This is a genomic window from Nocardioides sp. REDSEA-S30_B4 (assembly GCF_001627265.1).
Taxonomy (GTDB): domain Bacteria; phylum Actinomycetota; class Actinomycetes; order Propionibacteriales; family Nocardioidaceae; genus Nocardioides.
On the sequence record NZ_LUPI01000010.1, the window covers coordinates 45,046 to 64,575 of the forward strand.

Annotated in this window: 20 protein-coding genes, 4 tRNA genes and 1 pseudogene; 17 read left to right on the forward strand and 8 right to left on the reverse strand. The window is 70.7% G+C overall.

The features are described from left to right. Positions 1 to 2: 2 nt before the first annotated feature. Genes A6R01_RS03525 through A6R01_RS03540 form a run of 4 tightly spaced genes read left to right on the forward strand, consistent with a single transcriptional unit; the run spans position 3 to position 4,442 of the window. The gene (locus tag A6R01_RS03525) at positions 3 to 878 is read left to right on the forward strand and encodes an NAD(P)-dependent oxidoreductase (RefSeq protein WP_292603638.1); all 876 of its coding nucleotides are present in this window, start codon (positions 3 to 5) and stop codon (positions 876 to 878) included. Beyond that, positions 875 to 1,273: a carboxymuconolactone decarboxylase family protein gene (locus tag A6R01_RS03530; RefSeq protein WP_292603640.1), complete on the forward strand. Its 399-nt coding sequence runs from the start codon at positions 875 to 877 to the stop codon at positions 1,271 to 1,273. Before A6R01_RS03525 ends, A6R01_RS03530 begins: the two co-directional genes overlap by 4 nt. Beyond that, positions 1,270 to 2,580, forward strand: a complete 1,311-nt coding sequence (locus A6R01_RS03535; RefSeq protein WP_292603642.1) for an alpha/beta hydrolase domain-containing protein — start codon at positions 1,270 to 1,272, stop codon at positions 2,578 to 2,580. Before A6R01_RS03530 ends, A6R01_RS03535 begins: the two co-directional genes overlap by 4 nt. Before the next feature lie 8 nt (positions 2,581 to 2,588). Then, a complete protein-coding gene (locus A6R01_RS03540) occupies positions 2,589 to 4,442 on the forward strand; it encodes an amidohydrolase family protein (protein ID WP_292603644.1) in 1,854 nt (617 codons plus the stop codon). On the opposite strand, the pseudogene A6R01_RS03545 reads toward A6R01_RS03540, so the two are convergent. Then, a pseudogene (locus A6R01_RS03545) lies at positions 4,427 to 4,666 on the reverse strand (HNH endonuclease family protein); the annotation flags it as partial. The gene A6R01_RS03540 and the pseudogene A6R01_RS03545 sit on opposite strands and share 16 nt — an antisense overlap. Before the next feature lie 726 nt (positions 4,667 to 5,392). On the opposite strand from A6R01_RS03545, the gene A6R01_RS03550 reads away from it, so the two are divergent. From A6R01_RS03550 to A6R01_RS03585, 9 genes are all read left to right on the forward strand, one after another. Then, on the forward strand, positions 5,393 to 6,649 hold the full coding sequence (locus A6R01_RS03550) for a site-specific integrase (RefSeq protein WP_292603646.1): 1,257 nt from the start codon (positions 5,393 to 5,395) through the stop codon (positions 6,647 to 6,649). 494 nt (positions 6,650 to 7,143) lie between these two features. Then, entirely contained in the window at positions 7,144 to 7,347 is a 204-nt protein-coding gene (locus A6R01_RS18230; protein WP_366925085.1) for a helix-turn-helix domain-containing protein, read from the forward strand. A 222-nt stretch (positions 7,348 to 7,569) separates the two neighbouring features. Beyond that, on the forward strand, positions 7,570 to 8,172 hold the full coding sequence (locus tag A6R01_RS03555; protein WP_292603648.1) for a hypothetical protein: 603 nt from the start codon (positions 7,570 to 7,572) through the stop codon (positions 8,170 to 8,172). An 11-nt stretch (positions 8,173 to 8,183) separates the two neighbouring features. Next, positions 8,184 to 8,390: a hypothetical protein gene (locus tag A6R01_RS03560; protein WP_292603650.1), complete on the forward strand. Its 207-nt coding sequence runs from the start codon at positions 8,184 to 8,186 to the stop codon at positions 8,388 to 8,390. 352 nt (positions 8,391 to 8,742) lie between these two features. Further along, a complete protein-coding gene (locus A6R01_RS03565; protein WP_292603652.1) occupies positions 8,743 to 8,907 on the forward strand; it encodes a hypothetical protein in 165 nt (54 codons plus the stop codon). An 8-nt stretch (positions 8,908 to 8,915) separates the two neighbouring features. After that, a complete protein-coding gene (locus tag A6R01_RS03570; protein WP_292603654.1) occupies positions 8,916 to 9,857 on the forward strand; it encodes a hypothetical protein in 942 nt (313 codons plus the stop codon). Beyond that, positions 9,854 to 10,069, forward strand: coding sequence for a hypothetical protein (locus A6R01_RS03575; protein ID WP_292603656.1), 216 nt, complete (start codon positions 9,854 to 9,856; stop codon positions 10,067 to 10,069). The genes A6R01_RS03570 and A6R01_RS03575 overlap by 4 nt, the downstream gene beginning before the upstream one ends. A 261-nt stretch (positions 10,070 to 10,330) precedes the next feature. Continuing rightward, entirely contained in the window at positions 10,331 to 12,322 is a 1,992-nt protein-coding gene (locus tag A6R01_RS03580) for a hypothetical protein (RefSeq protein ID WP_292603658.1), read from the forward strand. Continuing rightward, positions 12,319 to 12,642, forward strand: a complete 324-nt coding sequence (locus tag A6R01_RS03585; protein WP_292603660.1) for a hypothetical protein — start codon at positions 12,319 to 12,321, stop codon at positions 12,640 to 12,642. The genes A6R01_RS03580 and A6R01_RS03585 overlap by 4 nt, the downstream gene beginning before the upstream one ends. Here A6R01_RS03585 and A6R01_RS03590 read toward each other — a convergent pair. The 6 genes from A6R01_RS03590 to A6R01_RS03615 form a co-directional block, all read right to left on the reverse strand. Beyond that, complete coding sequence (locus tag A6R01_RS03590) at positions 12,639 to 13,181, reverse strand: hypothetical protein (protein WP_292603662.1); 543 nt, start codon at positions 13,179 to 13,181, stop codon at positions 12,639 to 12,641. The two genes, A6R01_RS03585 and A6R01_RS03590, sit on opposite strands and share 4 nt — an antisense overlap. A gap of 40 nt (positions 13,182 to 13,221) precedes the next feature. Continuing rightward, positions 13,222 to 13,833, reverse strand: coding sequence for a hypothetical protein (locus A6R01_RS03595; protein ID WP_292603664.1), 612 nt, complete (start codon positions 13,831 to 13,833; stop codon positions 13,222 to 13,224). Between the two features lie 262 nt (positions 13,834 to 14,095). Then, positions 14,096 to 14,263, reverse strand: a complete 168-nt coding sequence (locus tag A6R01_RS03600; RefSeq protein WP_292603666.1) for a hypothetical protein — start codon at positions 14,261 to 14,263, stop codon at positions 14,096 to 14,098. 230 nt (positions 14,264 to 14,493) lie between these two features. Then, positions 14,494 to 14,568 (reverse strand) — tRNA-Val (locus A6R01_RS03605). Positions 14,569 to 14,590: 22 nt separating this feature from the next. Beyond that, positions 14,591 to 14,664: transfer RNA gene (locus A6R01_RS03610), tRNA-Cys, on the reverse strand. A 31-nt stretch (positions 14,665 to 14,695) separates the two neighbouring features. Further along, positions 14,696 to 14,768: transfer RNA gene (locus tag A6R01_RS03615), tRNA-Gly, on the reverse strand. 164 nt (positions 14,769 to 14,932) lie between these two features. Here A6R01_RS03615 and A6R01_RS03620 point away from each other — a divergent pair. Continuing rightward, the gene (locus A6R01_RS03620; RefSeq protein ID WP_292603668.1) at positions 14,933 to 15,757 is read left to right on the forward strand and encodes an aminotransferase class IV; all 825 of its coding nucleotides are present in this window, start codon (positions 14,933 to 14,935) and stop codon (positions 15,755 to 15,757) included. 17 nt (positions 15,758 to 15,774) lie between these two features. On the opposite strand, the gene A6R01_RS03625 is transcribed toward A6R01_RS03620, so the two are convergent. Next, the gene (locus A6R01_RS03625) at positions 15,775 to 16,227 is read right to left on the reverse strand and encodes an SsgA family sporulation/cell division regulator (RefSeq protein WP_292603669.1); all 453 of its coding nucleotides are present in this window, start codon (positions 16,225 to 16,227) and stop codon (positions 15,775 to 15,777) included. A gap of 208 nt (positions 16,228 to 16,435) precedes the next feature. Between A6R01_RS03625 and A6R01_RS03630 the strand changes: the two genes are divergently transcribed. From A6R01_RS03630 to thrS, 3 genes are all read left to right on the forward strand, one after another. After that, a tRNA-Val gene (locus A6R01_RS03630) sits at positions 16,436 to 16,507 on the forward strand. A gap of 223 nt (positions 16,508 to 16,730) precedes the next feature. Next, positions 16,731 to 17,318 carry a hypothetical protein gene (locus A6R01_RS03635; protein ID WP_292603671.1) on the forward strand — a complete coding sequence of 196 codons (588 nt, stop codon included), beginning with the start codon at positions 16,731 to 16,733 and terminating at the stop codon, positions 17,316 to 17,318. Positions 17,319 to 17,424: 106 nt separating this feature from the next. Beyond that, positions 17,425 to 19,431 (forward strand): threonine--tRNA ligase, encoded by a 2,007-nt coding sequence (gene thrS / locus A6R01_RS03640; RefSeq protein WP_292603673.1) that lies wholly within the window; start codon positions 17,425 to 17,427, stop codon positions 19,429 to 19,431. Positions 19,432 to 19,530: the final 99 nt, after the last annotated feature.

Below are 19,530 nucleotides of genomic sequence, written 5' to 3' on the forward strand. Positions count from 1 at the left end.
CGGTGAGCGCGCCCGTGAAGGTCGGCTTCGTCGGTCTCGGCAACATCGGCAAGCCGATGGCGCTGCGGCTGGCGGCCGCCGACGGCATCGACCTGGGGGTCTACGACGTCGCGACCGTCCCGCTCGAAGAGCTGGCCGCCGCCGGGGCCCACGTGGCCTCGTCGGTGGCCGACCTGGCCGCCGGCGTCGACGTGCTGTGCGTGATGGTGCGCGACGACGACCAGGTCCGCGACGTGATGGGGCAGGTGCTCGGCGTGGCTGGTGACCGGCTGACGGTCGTGGTCCACTCCACCGTCGCACCCGACACCCCGCGCCAGCTGGAGATGAGTGCGTCACGGCACGGGGTGAAGGTGCTCGACGCCCCGGTCTCCGGCGGCGGTATGGGCGCAGCCGAGGGCACGCTGGCGATCCTCGTCGGCGGCTCGGACGAGGCCTTCGCCGCGGCGCGTCCGGTGCTCGACGCGATGAGCACCAAGGTCGTCCACGCCGGTGCCATCGGTGCGGGCACGAAGCTCAAGCTGGCCCGCAACCTGATGCACTTCGTCGCGTTCACCGCCGCCACGGAGGCCCAGCGCCTCGCCGAGGCGGCCGGGCTGGACCTGCGGGCGCTGGGTGACGTGGTCCGTCACACCGACGCCGTCACCGGTGGCCCCGGCGCGATCATGCACCGCGAGACCACGGCGCCGATCGCGCCCGACGACTTCTGGTTCGGCGTCTTCGAGCACGTGGTGGCGCTGGGGGAGAAGGACCTGACCTTCGCGACCGCGCTCGCCGACGAGCTTGGCGTCGACACTCCCTTGGCCAGGCTCGCCCTGGAGCGCCTCGCTCCCGGGTTGGGCATGCCCCACTCCGCACTCGTGAGCGAGGAGAACGCATGAGCAAGTTCGAGGGTCTCCCCGAGATCCGCCGCAAGGGCCTGGAGAAGATGGAGCAGGTCTACGGCTTCGAGATGTCCGACGGCGAGGGCGACTTCTTCCGCTACACCGCCGACCACCTCTTCGGTGACGTGTGGAACCGCCCCGGCCTCTCCGACCGCGACCGCCGACTGCTGCTGATCGGCCTGCTGGCCGGCAAGGGGTACGCCGACGTGCTGGGCATCCAGGTGCCGGCCGCCCTGGCCAACGACGAGCTCGACGCGCAGGCGCTGCGCGAGATCGTCATCATGGTCTGCCACTACGCCGGCTGGCCCGACGGCGCCAAGCTGAACGCGGTCGTCGAGGACGCCATCGGCAAGGCGGAGCGGGCCAAGGCGAAGGCGGCTGCCGCGGAGTGAGGACTGCCGATCTCGAGCCGATCCCGGCCGGTGACCACCGGCTCCACGGAGCGCGGGCGCCCCTCGACCTGGCCGCAGCGGGCTGGGACGAGGAGGAGTGGACCGCCTCGGGAACGGCCGCGTCCCCGAGCGGGGCCGAAGCGGCGTACGCCGTCAGGGTGCTCGTACGCCGACCCGCCGCAGCCTCCGCGAGCGGGACACTGTGCGCGGAGTGGCTCAACGTCAGCTCCGGCGCTGAGGCGGCGCCGGAGTGGACCTACCTCGCTGAGGAGCTGGTGCGCGCGGGGCATGCCTGGGCCGGTGTCTCGGCGCAGGTCGTCGGTGTCTCCGGGGGCGCCGGCTCGGTGGCCGTCGACGGGGGCGCGCCGCCGGCCGCCCCGGGGTTGGTCGGCGCGGACCCGGAGCGCTACGGCCACCTCGTCCACCCGGGTGACGCCTGGTGCCACGACATCTACGTGCAGGTCTCCCGTGCCGTGCGGGACCTGGTCTCGGCCAGCCTGGTGCTGGCGGTCGGCGAGTCGCAGTCGGCCTGCATGCTGGCGCGGCACCTGGTGTCCGTGCACGGACTGGAGTCGCCGTTCGGGGGGTACCTCGTGCACTCCCGCGCCGGGTCGATCCCACGCCGGGTGCCGGAGGCGACGCAGCACACGATGGCCGACGTGCTGGCACAGCGGCCGGGCCGGCTGCCCGACGACCTGGTGCCGACCCTGGTGGTGCAGACCGAGACCGACGTGATCGGGCGGATGCGCTCCCTCCCGGCCCGGCAGCTCGACGGGCCGATGCTGCGGACCTGGGAGGTCGCCGGCACCGCGCACGCCGACAAGTTCCAGATCGACGCCTTCGAGGACCTGCTCGGCTGTCCCACGCCGGTCAACCGGGGGCAGCAGGTCTACGTGCTCCGCGCCGGGTTGCGTGCGCTGGAGGAGTGGGCGCGTGACGGCGCCCCGCCGCCCGCGGCGCAGCCGCTGGTGGTGGAGGGGGGCAAGGGTGCTGAGTCCTACGCCGTCGACGACCTCGGCAACGTGCTCGGTGGCGTGCGCACACCGGCGGTCGACGCGGCGGTCGAGCGGCTCAGCGGGTTCGCCCCGGAGGGCGCGTCCCTGATCTGCCAGCTCTTCGGGTCGACGACGCCGCTGCCGGTCGAGTCGCTGCGGTCGCGGTGGGGGACCGCGGAGCAGTACCTCGCGGCGTACGCGCGGGCGACGGAGGCGATGATCGCGGCCGGGTTCGCCTGTCCGGAGGATCGACAGGCGATCCTGTCCGAGGCGCGGCCCGGGGCCTTGACCGGCAACCAAGACCCTTCTTGAATCGCCGGGTGAGCGCTGTGACCTACGACACCATCTTCCGCGGCGGCCTGTGGTTCGACGGCACGGGTGCCGAGCCGGCCGTGCGCGACCTCGGCATCCTCGACGGCCGCGTCGCCGCCGTGTCCGCGACCCCCCTCGAGGCAGGGCCCGACACCGAGGTGGTGGAGGCCGCCGGGCGCTGGGTGATGCCGGGCATGGTGGACATCCACACCCACTACGACGTCGAGGTCCTCGAGGGTCCGGGTCTCTCGGAGTCGCTGCGGCACGGGGTGACCACGCTGCTCCTCGGGTCGTGCTCGCTCTCGACGGTGCACGTCGACCCGGTCGATGCCGGTGACCTGTTCGGCCGGGTCGAGGCGATTCCGCGCCAGCACGTCATCGGCGCGTTGCAGCGCATCCGCGAGTCCGGCGAGGGCTGGGACGGCCCGTCGTCGTACGTCGCCGCGCTGGAGCGCCGGGCGCTCGGCCCCAACCTGGCGGCGTTCGTCGGCCACTCCGACCTGCGCACCGCGGTGATGGGGCTGGACCGGGCGACCCGCAAGCAGGTGCGGCCCAGCCGCGCCGAGCAGCGGCGGATGGAGCAGATGCTCACCGACGCGCTGGACTCCGGGTTCGTGGGGATGTCGGCCCAGCAGCTGCTCTTCGACAAGCTCGACGGCGACCTGTGCCGCTCGCGCACGTTGCCCTCGACGTACGCGAAGGGCCGCGAGATGCGACCGCTGCGCTCGATCCTGCGTCGGCGCGGTCGGGTGCTGCAGGCCGGACCCGACGCCAGCCACCCGCACACCATCGTCACCCAGGCGCTCGGGTCGATCGGTTGGGGCAAGCAGAAGCCGCTGCGCACCAGCCTGCTCTCAGCCGCCGACATCAAGGCGATCCCGTTCATCATCCACCTGATGAACCTGCTGGGCGGCGTCGTCAACCGCCTCGGCGCCGACTTCCGCTGGCAGCACCTGCCGGTGCCCTTCGAGGTCTACGCCGACGGCATCGACCTGGTGATCTTCGAGGAGTTCGGGTCCGGGGCCACCGCGCTGCACCTGCAGGAGCAGGCGGCCCGTGAGGAGCTCTTCCGCTCCGAGGACTACCGGCGCGCCTTCCGCAAGGACTACGAGTCGAAGTACGGCCCCCGCGTGTGGCACCGCGACTTCTTCGACGCCGAGATCGTCGCGTGCCCCGACGCCTCGGTGATCGGCAAGTCCTTCGGGCAGGTCGGCCTGGAGCGCGGGGGGCTGCACCCCGTCGACGCGTTCCTCGACCTGGTGATCGAGCACGGCACGGCGATGCGCTGGCGCACCACGATCTCCAACCACCGCCCGCGGATCCTGCAGAAGATAGCCCAGAGCCCGCACGTGCAGATGGGCTTCTCCGACGCCGGCGCGCACCTGCGCAACATGGCGTTCTACAACTTCGGTCTCCGGCTGCTCAAGCACGTCCGGGACGCCGAGCGCGCCGGTCGTCCGTTCCTCACCGTCGCCCAGGCCGTGCACCGGGTCACCGGCGAGCTGGCCGAGTTCTACGACATCGACGCCGGGCACCTGCGCGTCGGTGACCGCGCCGACGTGCTCGTCGTCGACCCCGAGCGGCTCGACGCCTCTCTGGAGAAGTACGCCGAGGAGCCGGTCGCCCAGTACGGCGGGCTGTCACGGATGGTCAACCGCAACGACGCCACCGTGCCGTTGGTGATGGTGGCCGGTCAGGTCGTCGTCCGCGACGGCGTACCGACCTCGCTGGTCGGGACTCAGCGGACCGGGTCGTTCCTCCGGGCCGGGCAGCGCTCGAGCATCCCGGCGAGAGCGGAGGCCTCGGGGTCGTCCACGGCCAGCGACCAGGCGTCCTTGACCGCGACCCAGGTCAGCGCGTAGTCGCACTGGAGCTCCTGCTTCGGGAGCCAGGCGGCGGGGTCGTCGTCGCCCTTGGACTGGTTGACCGCGCCGTCGGAGGCGACCAGCACGCCCAGGTCGTTGGCGTAGCGCTCGCGTCGGGCGTCGCTCCACCCGCTCGCCCCTGAGCGCCAGGCCTCCGCCAGCGGCACGACGTGGTCGATCTGCACGGCCTGGGCCTGCGCCGGGTCCTTCATGTCGGTCATGACCAGGCGGGCCCCGGTGTAGGGGTCGACCCAGGTGCCGGCCAGCACGTCGTGGTTGCACGCACCCTGCGGTGCGGTCTCGACGGTGCCGGGCTCGGCGTCGCGCAGCAGCACGTCGTCGCGCTGGTTGCAGCCGTTGCCGTCCACGTCGGCCCATGCCTCGCCGAAGGCGTCGCGGTCGTAGTCGGGGCCGTCGGGCCATCGCTCCACCCGCGGCAACCGCTCCAGCGCCGCCAGCGCCTCGGTGGGGGAGAGCTGCACGACCTCGGGTGCGCCTGGTGCCGGGGTGCCGCCGAGACCGGGTCCGCTGCCGGTCCACGAGTTGATGCCGGCGACGGCCACCACGACGAGCACCGCGACGACGACGATCCCCGGCAGCCTCTTCACGCCCCGAAGGCTCCCACGCACCACCGACACCGGAGCCCGCCGCCCGGGACGTCATGCACCCCGCAGCAGTGGACGTCCCGTCCGTATGACGTCCCACGGCGCCGGCCGCAGATGGTCCGGGAACGACTCAGGCCCCGGTCGGGGGGACCGGGGCCTGGATGCTGGTGGGCGATACTGGGTTTGAACCAGTCTTTTCGCTCGGTGGTCGGTACTGGACTGACCTGCTGAAACACGCCTCTGACCTGCGTTGTTGCGACACAGTATCGCGGCATCCACCGGAACTCAACGGAATCGAATAGGGTGTGTTTTGTCCACGTTGAGTCCACGAACGGATCCCTCATGCCCCGTCCGAAGACCGGTAGGCCGTCCTCCGGCACCGTCGAGAAGCTGCCCTCAGGGCGCTACCGGGTCCGCTTCACCGGCCCCGACGGTGCGCGCCACAAGGCCCCGGTGACGTTCGAGGACGTGAAGGCCGCGCGGCTCTGGCTCGACCGTGAGATGAAGTCGATCGAGAACGACCCCGAGGGTTGGCAGTCGCCCGAGCAGCGGCAGGCCGGACGGAAGGTCCAGGCGCTCACGTTCGGTGAGTACGCCGAGCAGTGGCTGGCCGGTCGCAAGGTCCGAGGTCGCCCGCTGGCCGATCGCACCCGCGATCACTACCGGGACCTGCTTGACCGTCACATCCTGCCGGCGTTCGGCGAGCGAGCCTTGACCTCGATCACGCACGAGCACGTCGACCACTGGTACGAGCGCACGCTGATCGAGCGGCCGACCATGCGGGCCCATGCCTACTCGCTCCTGCGGACCATCCTCGGCACCGCCGTCGACCGCGGGCTGCTCAAGACCGCCAACCCCGCGAAGGTGCGCGGCGCCGGCAACGTCGAGCGATCGCACCGCCCGCGCCCCGCGACCCTGGCCCAGCTCGAGACCATCGCCGCCGAGATGCCCGAGCGGCGTCGGCTGATGATCCTGCTGGCCGCGTGGTGTGCCCTCCGGTTCGGCGAGCTGGCCGAGCTGCGCCGTGGCGACGTCGACACCAAGGCCGGGGTGATCCGGGTACGCCGGGGGGTCGTGCGCGTCAAGGCCACCGAGGAGGACGGGACCACGAGGATGGTCAGGAAGGTGAAGGCCCCGAAGTCGGCGGCCGGTGTCCGTGACGTGGCGATCCCGCCCCACCTCCTGCCCGCCGTGCGCGCGCACCTCCTCGAGCACGCCGCCCCCGGGAAGGACGGACTGCTGTTCCCCGGCCGCATCGAGCACGACGCCGACGGCAAGGTGGTGGCCGTCCATCACCTGTCCTCGACCGCGTTCTACGGCCGCGAGGCGATCCTGACCAAGGACGGTGCGGTGAAGCGGAAGGGGACCGGCTACTACGAGGCCAGGCGGGTCGCAGGCCGCACCGACCTGAAGTTCCACGACCTCCGGCACACCGGGGCCACGCTCGCCGCGCAGACCGGTGCGACGCTGGCCGAACTGATGAACCGGCTAGGGCACTCCACGCCCGGGGCCGCGATGCGCTACCAGCACGCGGCGGCCGAGCGGGACGCCGAGATCGCGCGGCGTCTCTCTGCAATGGTCGAGGTGGCGGGCGAGTGACCCGCGACGACGTTCCCACGGAGGAGTTGGGGCACGACGGTCGCGTCGATCGTCGGCGCCGGAACCCTCAGGGACGCGATGCATTCGGCGCAACGGCGGCCCCCGCCACTGCGGTCGAGCTTCGGTGTGGAGCGCTGACGGGACGCAGCAAGGTCTGCGCCCGCGAGTTGGGCAAGGTCTGGAACGACGACGGCGAGACCACCATCAGCCTGGCGCTGCTCGGACACACTGGTCAGTGGCCGCTAGGCGAGGTGGTGCGCCAGGACGACCGCACTGTGGGAGTCCATTGTCCTCAGCACGGAGCCGCAAGGGTTCATGAGCGGGTGCTCGTCGCCGCTGCGGGATCGACGCGCCGTTTCCTGCGCTTAGACGTGACTGCCGGTCTGATCGGGCTACCCTCGTAGTAGCCAGGCGCGCAGCGCCGGTCAGCCCAGGCGGACACCGCCCCTTCCCGGTAGGGCCCGGACCAACTTCGCATCCCCGAAGAGGTCCACATGACAACCGGAAGGCCCTGGCTCAGCCAGCAGGACGCTGCTGCATATCTCGGCGTCACCGATCGCACCATCAGGAACTACATCGCCCGCGGGCTCCTGCCCGCGCATCGCATCCGCGGCTCGAGGTCCATCAGAATCGCTCGCGCCGACCTCGAGGCGCTTCTACGTCCCATCCCGGCCGGAGGTGGCCCGGATGCTGCCTGAGTACGACGACAGAGCCCGCCCGGTGACCACTCCGGACGGGCTCACGATGTCGACCATCACCGACGACGCACTCAGTCTTCCACGTTCGACCGACACTCCTCTCGTCGCGCGCTGCGGTGCTTGCGGGCACGCGATCTGGGCGCCCGAGAGTGTCGGGGTCGGCCTAGGCAGGAGGTGCCGCCGCGGCCGCTCACGCGCCGTTCGTGAGACACGGGTGGCGGCATGACGTTCACCAAGGTCGCCGACGACTTCAACGATCGCCCAGACCTGCTCCTGTGCTCGAGATCGGCCCGGTTGTTGCACATCGAGGCCCTGGTCTACTGCAACCGCCACCTGACCGACGGCCGGCTCCCGGCCGCGGTGCTCGGCCGGATCTCTGACGCCGACGACCCCGTCGCCGACGCGCAAGAGCTCGAGGCCGCAGGCGTCTGGGAGCGGGTCGACGACCGATCGTGGTCGATCGACTGGCGCGACCAGGAGCCGAGCGAGGACGTGCGGATCCGCAGGGACAACAGCGCCCAGCGGTCACGCCGCTACCGCCGTCACGTCGCCGGCAACCACGACCTGTGCGACCCGAAGCGATGCAGGGAAGCAGCAGCCGTCACGCGTGACGAACAGCGTGTCGTACACAGTGACGCAACGCGTCGCGACACGGTGTACGACACGCCCTCCCTCCCTTCCCGGCCCCCCAGGCCGAGGAAGGGAGTAGGTGGCGGTGGCGAGCGGCCCGAGGGGCGCTGCCCACACCTCTACCCGCTCGACGACGACGGGGACACCGGGTGCCCGAAGTGCACCGCCGCCTCCTACGCGAGGGCGGCTCAATGAGCTGGTGGCCGGTGGACTCCGACGACGCACGTGAGTACGCCGAGCGCGACCAGACCGCGCACCGCCCTGACTGCGAAGGCGGATGGCTGCCCGATCACCCGGACGGCCGCCCGCGTCCTTGCCTCGAATGCCGCCCGCACCTGGCCGCCGCTGATGACGGCCACGTCACGCACCGCGCCACCCTCACCAGCCGCCAGCGAGAGGACCAGCACCAGTGACCACCGCGCCCCTGCCCGGCCGCCCCTGCTGCCCGCACTGCGCGCACGGACACCCAGGAGGCGGCAGGTGACAGCCGAAGTCGTCGACCGGCTCGCGGTCATCCTCGACGGAGGGAACATCATCCTCACGCCCAGTGCCTGCGCCCTTCTCGCGCGGTGCCTCGATCGGCTCGAGTCCCACGAGCGGCGCACCGTCGGCGCACGTCTGGGGCGCACCACCTCACTGCTTCGCACCACCTTGCGAGACGCCGGCCGCGCTGCCATGTCCGACCCGGGACCAGCGGACGTCCGCGACCGCCAAGACGCCCCATGGTCGAAACCACATGACCACGCAGGAACCGACGAGGTGCTCGTGAACACCAAGACCGCCGCCGAACGGCTCGGCGTCTCCGAGAGGCACGTCAGGCGTCTCATCGCCGACGACCAGCTCGGCCGGCCGCTGAGGGCCGGCACGGTCCTGTTCGTGACCGCGTCCGCCGTCGACGACCTGCGCATCACACGCCAGCTCAGGAAGTAGGACCCCTCATGCCCAGCACCAGCCCCGGGAACCCCACCCTCAACGGTCAGCAGGTCACCCTGCACCACCTCATGAACGCGCCGCTGGTCATCCAGCGGCGTCTGAACGAGCTCGTCCACCGGCGCATGGTGGGCGGCCGGCTCCTCACCGGCCGCGTCGACGCCACCGGCTCCGGCTCGGCAATCTTCCAGGCCTCTCAGCCGATCTTCGCCAACGACAACGCCCAGCGCCTCACCGAGCTCTCCGAGTACCCGCTCACCGACGACAGCGAGGCCGCCCCCTCCATCGTGTCCACCGACAAGTGGGGTCTGGCCGGCATCATCTCCGACGAGGCCATCGCACGGAACCGCCTCGACGCCTTCAACCAGAAGATGTCGCGACTGGCCAACACCGTCGTCTGGGGCTTCGACAGCATCGCCCTCTCAGCGATCGCCACGACCGTCCTCGAGTCCACCGACGCCGCCGCCGTCTGGGGGACCGCCAGCGCCGACCCCCTGCTCGACGTCATGCTCGCCAAGGCCGCCATCGACGAAGAGGACGCCGGCTACGAGGCAGACACCATCGTCGCCACCCCCACGAAGTGGGCCCAGCTCGTCGCCGCGACCAAGGTCCTGGAGGCATCGCCCCGCGAGGCCGCCGACTCCAACGTCCTGTCCGGCAACATGATCCGCTTCGCCGGCCTGAACATCCTCAAGACCAACCATCTCCCCGGCGGCAAGGAGGTCATGGTCCTGGACTCCCAGGCCCTCGGCTCGGTCGTCTGGGAGGACCGCGGGGGTCGCGGCGGCCCGGCTGGATGGATGGGTGACCCGTCGTCCGTCGCCGGCTGCGAGACGCGCGTCTTCCGCCCTGAGGGCATCGACGGGTACCGCATCGAGGTCCGTAAGGTCCAGGTGCCGTGGGTCCAGGAGCCCAGCGCCGCCCGCTTCATCGACGGCGTCTCCGCGTGACGATCCCGACGCCGTCCGACCCAGAGCCCGAGGAGCAGCTCGGCCCCCGTTACCCCACGGCGCCGACAAGCCGGACGAGGTACGGGCAGCTGCGCCAGGGCCCTGACGGCACCGCGGAGCTCATCGTGCTCGACGCGGACGGGGTCACGCAGAAGCGGATGGTGCCCACCCCTGACGGCAACGGATGGATGCCAGCACCCACCACCCCATGAGCTCGACGACGACGCACTGGGATCGGCCCGGGCGGCACTTCCGTGTCGGTGGAGTCTTGGTCGCCAACCAGTGCGCCGTCGTCGATCGCCCCTGTGGCCGGCGAGCGGGCGGACGACCCTCGCCGGCCACAGGCCACTAGGAATCCGGACCCGCGCGGGTCGCGGGGGGCAAAAAATTCAGCGCGTCAACAGCGCGGAGGGCAAGCCCGCCGCGTCTCTCCCCCCGACCGTTCGATGTCACGCTAAGGAAGCAGGCAGGTCATGGCTGACGAGGAGATCGGCCTTCGGGCCACACTGAAGGACCGCCGCGAGACCCTCGCCGGGCTCGAGCAGATCGAGCGCGGCGTCGGTGACGTCGGCCGCGAGGCCGAGATCGCCGGCAGGCGGGCGGGGTCCGGAGCTCGCGGGTTCGAGCGCGCCGGCCGTGCCGGGCGGGTCATGGTCCGCGGTCTCGCCGTCGGTGCCGCGGCCCTCACCGGCGCGTCCTACGTGGCCTTCCGGTTCTCCCAGGACGCCGTCAGCAAGGCGTCGGACCTCTCGGAGACCATCAACAAGTCGAACGTGATCTTCGGCCGCAACGCTGCCGCGATGCGGAAGTGGGCCCGCTCCGCCGACACCGACCTCGGCCTCGCGAAGAACGCTGCGCTCGGCACCGCCGCGACCTTCGGCGACATGTTCTCTCAGATCGGGTTCACCTCCGACGCCTCCGCGCGCATGTCCCGCGACGTGGTGCAGATGGCCGCCGACTTCGGGTCCTTCAACAACCTCGAGACCGAGGACGTCCTCGACAGGATCTCTGCGTCCTTCCGGGGCGAGTTCGACTCCCTGCAGGCCATCATCCCGAACATCAACGCCGCCCGCGTCCAGCAGGAGGCGCTGAACCGGACCGGCAAGGAGAGCGTCGACCAGCTCACCGCCCAGGACAAGGCGCTCGCCACCCTCGCGATCCTCCACAAGGACGGCGCCCGCGCCATGGGCGACTTCGAGCGCACCAGCGACGGCCTCGCGAACACCCAGAAGATCGTCAACGCCCAGTACGAGAACGCCACCGCCAAGCTCGGCCGCGAACTCCTCCCGCTGCAGCTGGAGTTCACCCGGTGGCTCTCCCGCGAGGGCATCCCCACCCTCGACCGGTTCGCCACCTGGTTCCGCGACGAGGGCGTGCCGGCCATCGGCGACTTCGCCGACGACATGCGCCCGCTCGCAGAGGAAGTCATCCCTGCCGCCGGGTCGGCGCTCGGCACCGTCCGTGACGCCCTCAAGGACGCTGCGCCCTACGCGAAGGACCTCGTCGGGTTCTTCAACGACATGCCCGACTGGGCCAAGAAGGGCGCCGTCCTCGGCGGCGCCGGGCTGCTGCTCGGCCGCAAGCTCCGCAGCGGCAACCCCTCAGGCGGCCTGACCGGCATCGTGTCCAAGGCCTCACCAGTGCCCGTGTACGTCGTCAACGGCCTCCCCGGCGTCGACGGCACCCGAAGCCCCAAGACCAAGGGCCCGAAGGCCGTCCCGCTCATCTCCGGGCCCGCCGCCGTCCTCACCGGCGCCACCATCGTCTCCGCCATCGGCACCACTGGCGTCATGAAACTGTTCGACCGCTGGGCGCCCGAGTCCCCGCTGCGAGGCAGCCCGTCACTGGGCGGCAACGCCACCCCGCCCGGCACGACGCTCGACGACATCACCAGCAGCGACCCCCTCGGCCTGAACCGCATCTTCGGCGGCGACGACGAAGACACCCCCCGCAACCCCTGGGGCGTGCAGAAGGCCATTCAGACGCTGTCCGGCACCATCCGCGACCTGATCGACGACGCCGACGGCGGCCGCAACGCCTCCGAGCAGCTGTTCCGCGAGCTCACCGGCCTCGACCGCCAGTTCACCCCCGAGATCCGGCTCGAGGGCACCGAGACCGCCAGCCGGCAACTCACCCGGCTACAGCGCGAAGCCAACAGCATCCTGACGACCGTCAGCGGCCTCGTCGGGTTCGGCAACCCCGTCTCACCCAACCGCACCCCCCGCCGAGCCCACGGCGGCCGCGTCCGCGCCGGACAGACCGTCCTGGTCGGCGAACACCGCGCCGAGCTGTTCAAGCCCGAGGTCAACGGCACCATCCTCCCGCGCGTCCCCGACCCCGAGACCCTCGACGACGACCTCGGCGTACAGCCACCCACCCCCATCCAGCTCCGCATCGACATCGACGGCCAGCAGATCAAGGACGTCGTGGTCCGACGCATCAGCACCGAGATGGCCCGCCAGTGACCACCACCCGCGGACTCCGCCTCGCCCACAGCGTCATCGACCTCATCCACGCCCTCGACCTCGCCCAGACCCTCGACACCCCCGAAGCCCAACGCGCCGTCGCCACCGCAGCACAAGGTCTCGTCGACGCCGGCCTCTTCGATGTCGTCATCAGCGACAACGGCCGCCACGGCCTCGAGCTCCGACCCTTCCTCGAAGCCGTCGCGCTCCCCGCCCTCGTCCTCACCCGACGTCTCGGCGCCGCCACCGGCCACCCCCTCGACGAGGTCCTCGCCGACCTACGCCACGCACTCGAGACCACACGCCACAGCGCCGACTAGCTCCCCAAGGACGCCAGCACGGTCCCGACCGCGGTCATCAGCAGTCCGAGCATCTCCCACAAGACCCGCCGCTGCGTCCGATCCCGCCGCGCACGAGCCGAAGCCGCCTGCACGCGCAGCGAGTCCGCCAGACCTTCCAAGGCCAGGCGATGCAGACGCTGCTGCTCCTCCCATGACTCCGCGGCGAACTCTTCACGCTGACGCAAGTAGTCCGTGACGTACTCCGCCAACTCGAGGGTGTCCGGGTCGGCACCGCCGTGCGCCGGGCGCCCCCAGGTGCCGTGCTCGTACTGGAACCGGTCCTGCTGCACCCTCGTGCGCGACCGCCACTTGAACGACTTCAAGTCCCGACGCCACGGGTTCTCCCGACGCTGCAGGTCGCGAGGCACCCGGAACGACTCCGCCTCCTCCGGCTCATCGCGCCACTCCTGCAACAGCGCCCACGCCGCCAACACCACACCGAGCAGAGACAGGACCACGCCACCGAGAGCCACGGCCCGAACCTTCCACACCGACGGGCCGCTGTCGCCCCAGAACATCCACAGGGGGTGGTCCTGGCAGGGGTCGGTGGGGGTGAGGTCAGGCCGCAGACCGGGGCAGATGTCTGGTGAGCCCTCGAAGAGCCACGCCTCGCCAGTTCCCTTGGTCGCGCCACTCGCCGAGCAGGTCGAGGTCGTCGACGTAGTCCTCGAGTCGCTCGAGGCAGTCGAGCAGCTCGAGCGGCGGTGTGTCGAGGCTGACCCGCACCTCGACGCCACGCGCATCGGCGTACTGCACGACCTCGACCGGGGCGCCCGCGACCTTGAGTTCATCGTGCTGCACCTGGCGCACGGTGAAGCCGGCGCTCTCGAAGCCCGCCAGACGGCGCCCGACTCGTCGTCTGTCCCGGTCAACGCGGCGGTCCTGTTCCTCCGCGTGGTCGCGGTGCTGGTCCTCGCGGATGTAGGCGTGCGCCGTCCTGACGTTGCAGGTGGAGCACTTCAGGTCGAGCAGGCATCGCCACCCAGGCTGATGCTCGGTGTAGATGCCCGAGGCCTGCAGGTCGAAGAGGCGGCTCCGCACCCACTCTGCGTCTGTCTCCCAAGGCGCGTAGCGCTTGGCCGGGCCGTTGTATCGCGCGGAGACCGTGCGGACCGTGCCGCATTCGCAGCACAACGCGGTAAGCCGCTCGGGCGCCTGCTGGTCGGTCACAGCCGGATCACCGCCGACCTGTCGGAGAGGTCCAAGCATGTCGGACAGTGGTCTCTGCGTGGAACGACGACCGCGGGACCCACAGGTCCTGCACTGACTCGGACTATGACACCGCAGATTGCTCGGACTTCCCCGCCTCCGGAAGCCTTCACGCGGGCGTACCCCTCGTCAGTCCAGAACAGGTGACGACGGCGGCGTCGGTACTCCCACGACGGGGCGGCCGCCACGGACAGGTTTGGGGCAGAGGCGCACTGGTCGGTGGTCATGCCTCGACCCGCACCGGCTTGGTGACCTGCTGTGCCCTTCGCAGGGTGTCGGCCGCGCGAACCAGCGCCAGGCCGAGCTCGTGCGCGGCGGCCTCGTCGAGCAGGTCCCCGGCCACCATGACACCGGGTCGTGCGTCGGCGTCGTCGGGCTGGAACAGGCGCACGGGGAGCGCACCCCACATCGAGCCGAGGTCACGGCCTGAGTGCGGGCGAGGGCCGTCGTGGTGGCGCGATGTGCACCAGACTGGGCACGGAGTGATCGTCGTCGTGGACATGAGTGGCGGTTCCTCTCGAATCGAGTAGGGGCCGTCCCGTTCTGTCCACATCCGTTCCACGGACGAGAAGCAGATCGGCCCCTGACTTGCGTTTTCGCAGGTCAGGGGCCGAATCGGTCTGGTGGGCGATACTGGGTTTGAACCAGTGACCTCTTCCGTGTCAAGGAAGCGCGCTACCGCTGCGCCAATCGCCCGGGTCTTGAGTTGTGGTGGGTCTGGAGGTGGGTACGGGATTTGAACCCGTGTACACGGATTTGCAGTCCGTTGCCTCGCCTCTCGGCCAACCCACCGTGGAGGCCAAACACTGGAGAGACCTCTCCGAGCGGACGACGAGGCTCGAACTCGCGACCTCAACCTTGGCAAGGTTGCGCTCTACCAACTGAGCTACGTCCGCTTGTTCCTCCGGGGCTTCCCGGCGAACGACAGGAACAGTAGCCCATGCCCCAGACCGCGCCAAATCCAGGTGTCCTCGGCGTTTCGTGGGTGCGAACGGAGTCCCCGGAGCAGCACCCGGAGGAGTGTCTGCGGCCCTGTCCGGCGAGCCCTACAGTGACGCCCATGCACGCCTGGGTGGACGGTTCCCTGCTCCCCGACCCGCACGCGAGGGCCGTCCGGGTCACCGACCACGGGCTGACGGTCGGTGACGGGGTCTTCGAGACGCTGAAGGTCGTGGACGGTCGTCCGTTCGCGCTCGGCCCGCACCTGGACCGGCTCGAGCGCAGCGCGACCGGCCTCGGGCTGGACGCGCCGGACCGGGACGCGGTCCTCGCCGGCGTACGCGCGGTGCTCGACGCGGCCCACCTGCCGCTGGGTCGGCTGCGCATCACTGTCACCGGGGGGCCGGCGCCCATGGGGAGCGGTCGCGGGGACGAGGGGCAGACGATCACCGTCGTCGCTGACGAGATGCCGCCGACCGCGCCCAGCGCGGCGATCGTCACCGTCCCCTGGCCGCGCAACGAGCGTGGCGCCACGGCGGGCCTGAAGACCACGTCGTACGCCGAGAACGTCATCGCCCTGGCGCACGCCAAGTCCCAGGGGGCCGACGAGGCCGTCTTCGCCAACACCGTGGGCGACCTGTGCGAGGGCACCGGGTCCAACATCTTCTACGTCGTCGACGGCGAGCTCCGCACCCCGACCCTGGCCAGCGGCTGCCTGGCCGGAGTCACGCGGGCGCTGGTGCTGCAGTGGTGCGGTGGCCTCGAGGTCGATGCCCCGCTGGGGCAGGTGGCCACACGGGCCGACGAGGTGTTCCTCGTCTCCACCACGCGCGACGTCCAACCGGTGCTGCGCTGGGACGGCCGCACCTGGGCGGAGCCCGGCCCGATCACGCGCGCGGCCGCGGCGACGTGGGCCGAGCGCGAGCCCGAGGGGTACTCCCTCTGACCCGTCTTCCGGTCGGATCAGCCGCGCGGCTGCAGCAGGTCCTCGACCAGCGCGTCGAGGTCCAGGTGGGCGGACTCGGTGCCCCAGGGCACCAGTGAGAGCGAGCGCCCCAGGAAGTCGTCGAGGTCGGCCATCTCCAAGCGGAGGACGAGCCGGCCGGACGGCGCCTGCAGCCGGATGACCACAGCCTCCTCGAGCGTGGCCGTGAGCGCCGGCCAGATCATGACGTCACCGTCACCGACCGGGCTGTTCGCCCCGGTGACCAGCAGCTCGCGGGCCACCATCCAGGTCACGTCGCCGTCGGAGGCGTGGAAGACCAGCGCCACGGCGTACGGGTCCTCGGGGTCGTAGACCATGGACACCGGCAGCTGACCGCCGCGCTCGCCGGGCGACTCCAGGCAGGTCATTCGCACCTCGGAGACGAGGACGGTGAGCGGCCCGCTGCGCAGGGGCTCGGAGTGGTTCGGCATCGGTCCTCCTGGATGGTCCCGGGAGGCGGCCGGGCGGCCGTCTCTGTGGAGGGGACGCCGTTCCCATCGGCTCATGACGCGGAGACCTTCAGGAGTTTTCGCGATCGTGGCCGACGTGGCCGCAGCACCTGTCTCGGGACGGCTGGATCCGTGCGTCGATGCCGATGCGGGGGAGCGGTCCGCCATGCGCTACAGTCGGCCACCGCACGGGCGATTGGCGCAGTGGTAGCGCGCTTCGTTCACACCGAAGAGGTCACTGGTTCGAACCCAGTATCGCCCACCGTTGCTTGGTTCCCTCGGCCACCGTTGCTTGGTTCCCTCGGCGTTGCCGGGGTGGTAGCGCGGCTCTGCCGTCGCACCGAAGAGGTCACTGGTTCGAACCCAGTATCGCCCACCGTGGCAGAGGCCCTCTGGCAGCGAATCCGCTGATCAGGGGGCCTTCGCCGTCTTGGTCAGTACGTCGGTCACGCGCCGCCGGCCCTGTTCCGTGGCATGGTGGATCCATGCGACTCCAGCGCACGGCGTACGCCGCGGTCGTCCCGCTCCTGCTGACGGCCCTGGCCGGGTGCGGCTCGGACACGGCGGAGACCGCGGCCGACGACGCCGGCCCCACGGCGTCGGCGACCACGAGCGAGGACCCGACGACCGAGCCCTCCGCCGAGGTCAGTGACGAGCCCAGCGCGGAGCCCTCCGTCGACCCCGACCCTGCCGTGGTGACCGGGATCGACGGCACCTTCGACGCCGACGCCCTCACCGTGACCGTCGAGGTGCCCGAGCTGGTGGCCAGCGACCGGGTGCTGCTGATGTACAACCAACAGAAGCGCGACGTGCGCATCGCGGTGGAGTCGATCCTGGTCGGCGACGAGCCCCGCATCAACGCGGTGTGGACCGACTACAACCGCGAGATGAGCGGCCGGGTCAAGGACGTGGAGTCCACGTGGGACCTCGACGCCGGGACGATCACCTTCGTGCTGCGCGACAAGCTCAACGGCACGCAGGCCACCGTGGCAGCGATCGGGCTCGGCCCCAAGGACCGGTACCCGGTCGAGCCGCCTGCCGACGCGGTGAGCACCACGATCAAGCGCAGGTGAGCGCGCGCCTGCGGGCGCATATCGAGTAGGGAACCGCCAGAGGCGGTCGATACCCTGCACGCACGCCCGGGACCGGGCGTGGAACCCACCGAACAGGAGCACCGCTGTGTCCGAGCTGAGCATCGTCCGCGTCCACGCCGAGGAGCGTCAGGACCGGACGGTCACCACGGGCACCAAGGCGTGGGAGCTGTTCAAGGACGAGACCGAGGTCGTCGCCGCCCGCGTGGTCTCGACGGGCTCGACCGACCCGCAGCTCAAGGACCTCTCCTACGTCCTCGCCGAGGGCGACGTCGTCGAGTCGGTCCCGATCGACTCCAAGGACGGCCACGACATCCTGCGCCACTCCACCGCGCACGTGATGGCGCAGGCGGTGCAGCAGCTCTTCCCCGAGGCCAAGCTCGGCATCGGCCCGCCGGTCACCGACGGCTTCTACTACGACTTCGACGTCGAGAAGCCGTTCGTCCCCGAGGACCTCGCCAAGATCGAGACCGCGATGCGCAAGATCATCAAGGAGGGTCAGCGCTTCGAGCGTCGCGTCACCACCGACGCCGACGCGATCAGCGAGCTCCAGGACGAGCCCTACAAGATCGAGCTCATCGAGCTCAAGGGCTCCGGCAACGCCGAGAGCGCGGCCGAGGGCGCGAGCGCCGAGGTGGGCGCGGGCGAGCTGACCATCTACGACAACGTCCGCCGCAACGGCGACGTCGCCTGGTCAGACCTGTGCCGCGGCCCGCACCTGCCCACCACCAAGCGGATCCCCGCCTTCAAGCTGATGCGGTCGGCGGCGGCGTACTGGCGCGGCGACGAGAAGAACAAGATGCTGCAGCGCATCTACGGCACCGCCTGGGAGTCCAAGGAGGCGCTCGAGGAGCACCTGCACCGCATCGAGGAGGCCGAGCGCCGCGACCACCGCAAGCTCGGCCGCGACCTCGACCTGTTCTCCTTCCCCGACGAGATCGGCTCGGGACTCGCGGTCTTCCACCCCAAGGGCGGTGTGATCAAGCGCGTCATGGAGGACTACGTCCGCCAGCGCCACATCGAGGAGGGCTTCGAGTACGTCGGCACCCCGCACCTGACCAAGGACCAGCTCTTCTACACCTCCGGTCACCTGCCGTACTACGCCGACACCATGTTCCCGCCCATGGAGTTCGAGGGCTCGAACTACATGGTCAAGCCGATGAACTGCCCGATGCACAACCTGATCTACCGCTCGCGCGGCCGGTCCTACCGAGAGCTCCCGCTGCGGCTCTTCGAGTTCGGCTCGGTCTACCGCTACGAGAAGTCCGGGGTCGTGCACGGCCTGACCCGCGTGCGCGGCCTGACCCAGGACGACTCGCACTCCTACGTCACCAAGGAGCAGGCGCCGGCTGAGATCAAGCACCTGCTCGACTTCGTGCTCGGGCTGCTGCGCGACTTCGGCATCGACGACTTCTACCTCGAGCTCTCCACCCGTGACGACTCCAAGCCCGACAAGTTCGTCGGCTCCGAGGAGGACTGGGAGGTGGCCACCAAGGTGCTCGAGGACGTCGCCGTCGCCTCCGGCCTCGAGCTGGTGCCCGACCCGGGCGGGGCCGCGTTCTACGGCCCGAAGATCTCGGTGCAGGCACGCGACGCGATCGGCCGGACCTGGCAGATGTCGACCATCCAGTACGACTTCAACCAGCCGGCGCGTTTCGAGCTCGAGTACAACGGCGCCGATGGCGCCAAGCACCAGCCGGTGATGATCCACTCGGCCAAGTTCGGCTCCCTGGAGCGCTTCTTCGGGGTGCTCGTCGAGCACTACGCCGGCGCCTTCCCCCCGTGGCTCGCGCCGGTCCAGGTCGAGGCGATCCCGATCGCCGAGCGGCACGTGGACTACCTCTACGACATCGCCAGGCGGATGAAGGTCCAAGGCCTGCGCGTGGAGGTCGACGACTCCGACGACCGGATGCAGAAGAAGATCCGCAACGCGCAGCTGCAGAAGGTGCCGTTCATGATGATCGCCGGCGACGACGACGTCGAGAAGGGCGCTGTCTCCTTCCGCTACCGCGACGGCCGCCAGGACAACGGCGTGCCGATCGAGGAGGCCATCGCCCGGGTCGCGGCCGCGGTGGCCTCGCGCGAACAGGTCTGACCGGGGTCTCGTGGCTCGCTCCGCTCGCACCTCGACCAGCGGGTGGGCTCTGGTCCTGGCGCTGACCCTCTCCGCATGCGGCGGAGGGTCGGTGCCAGG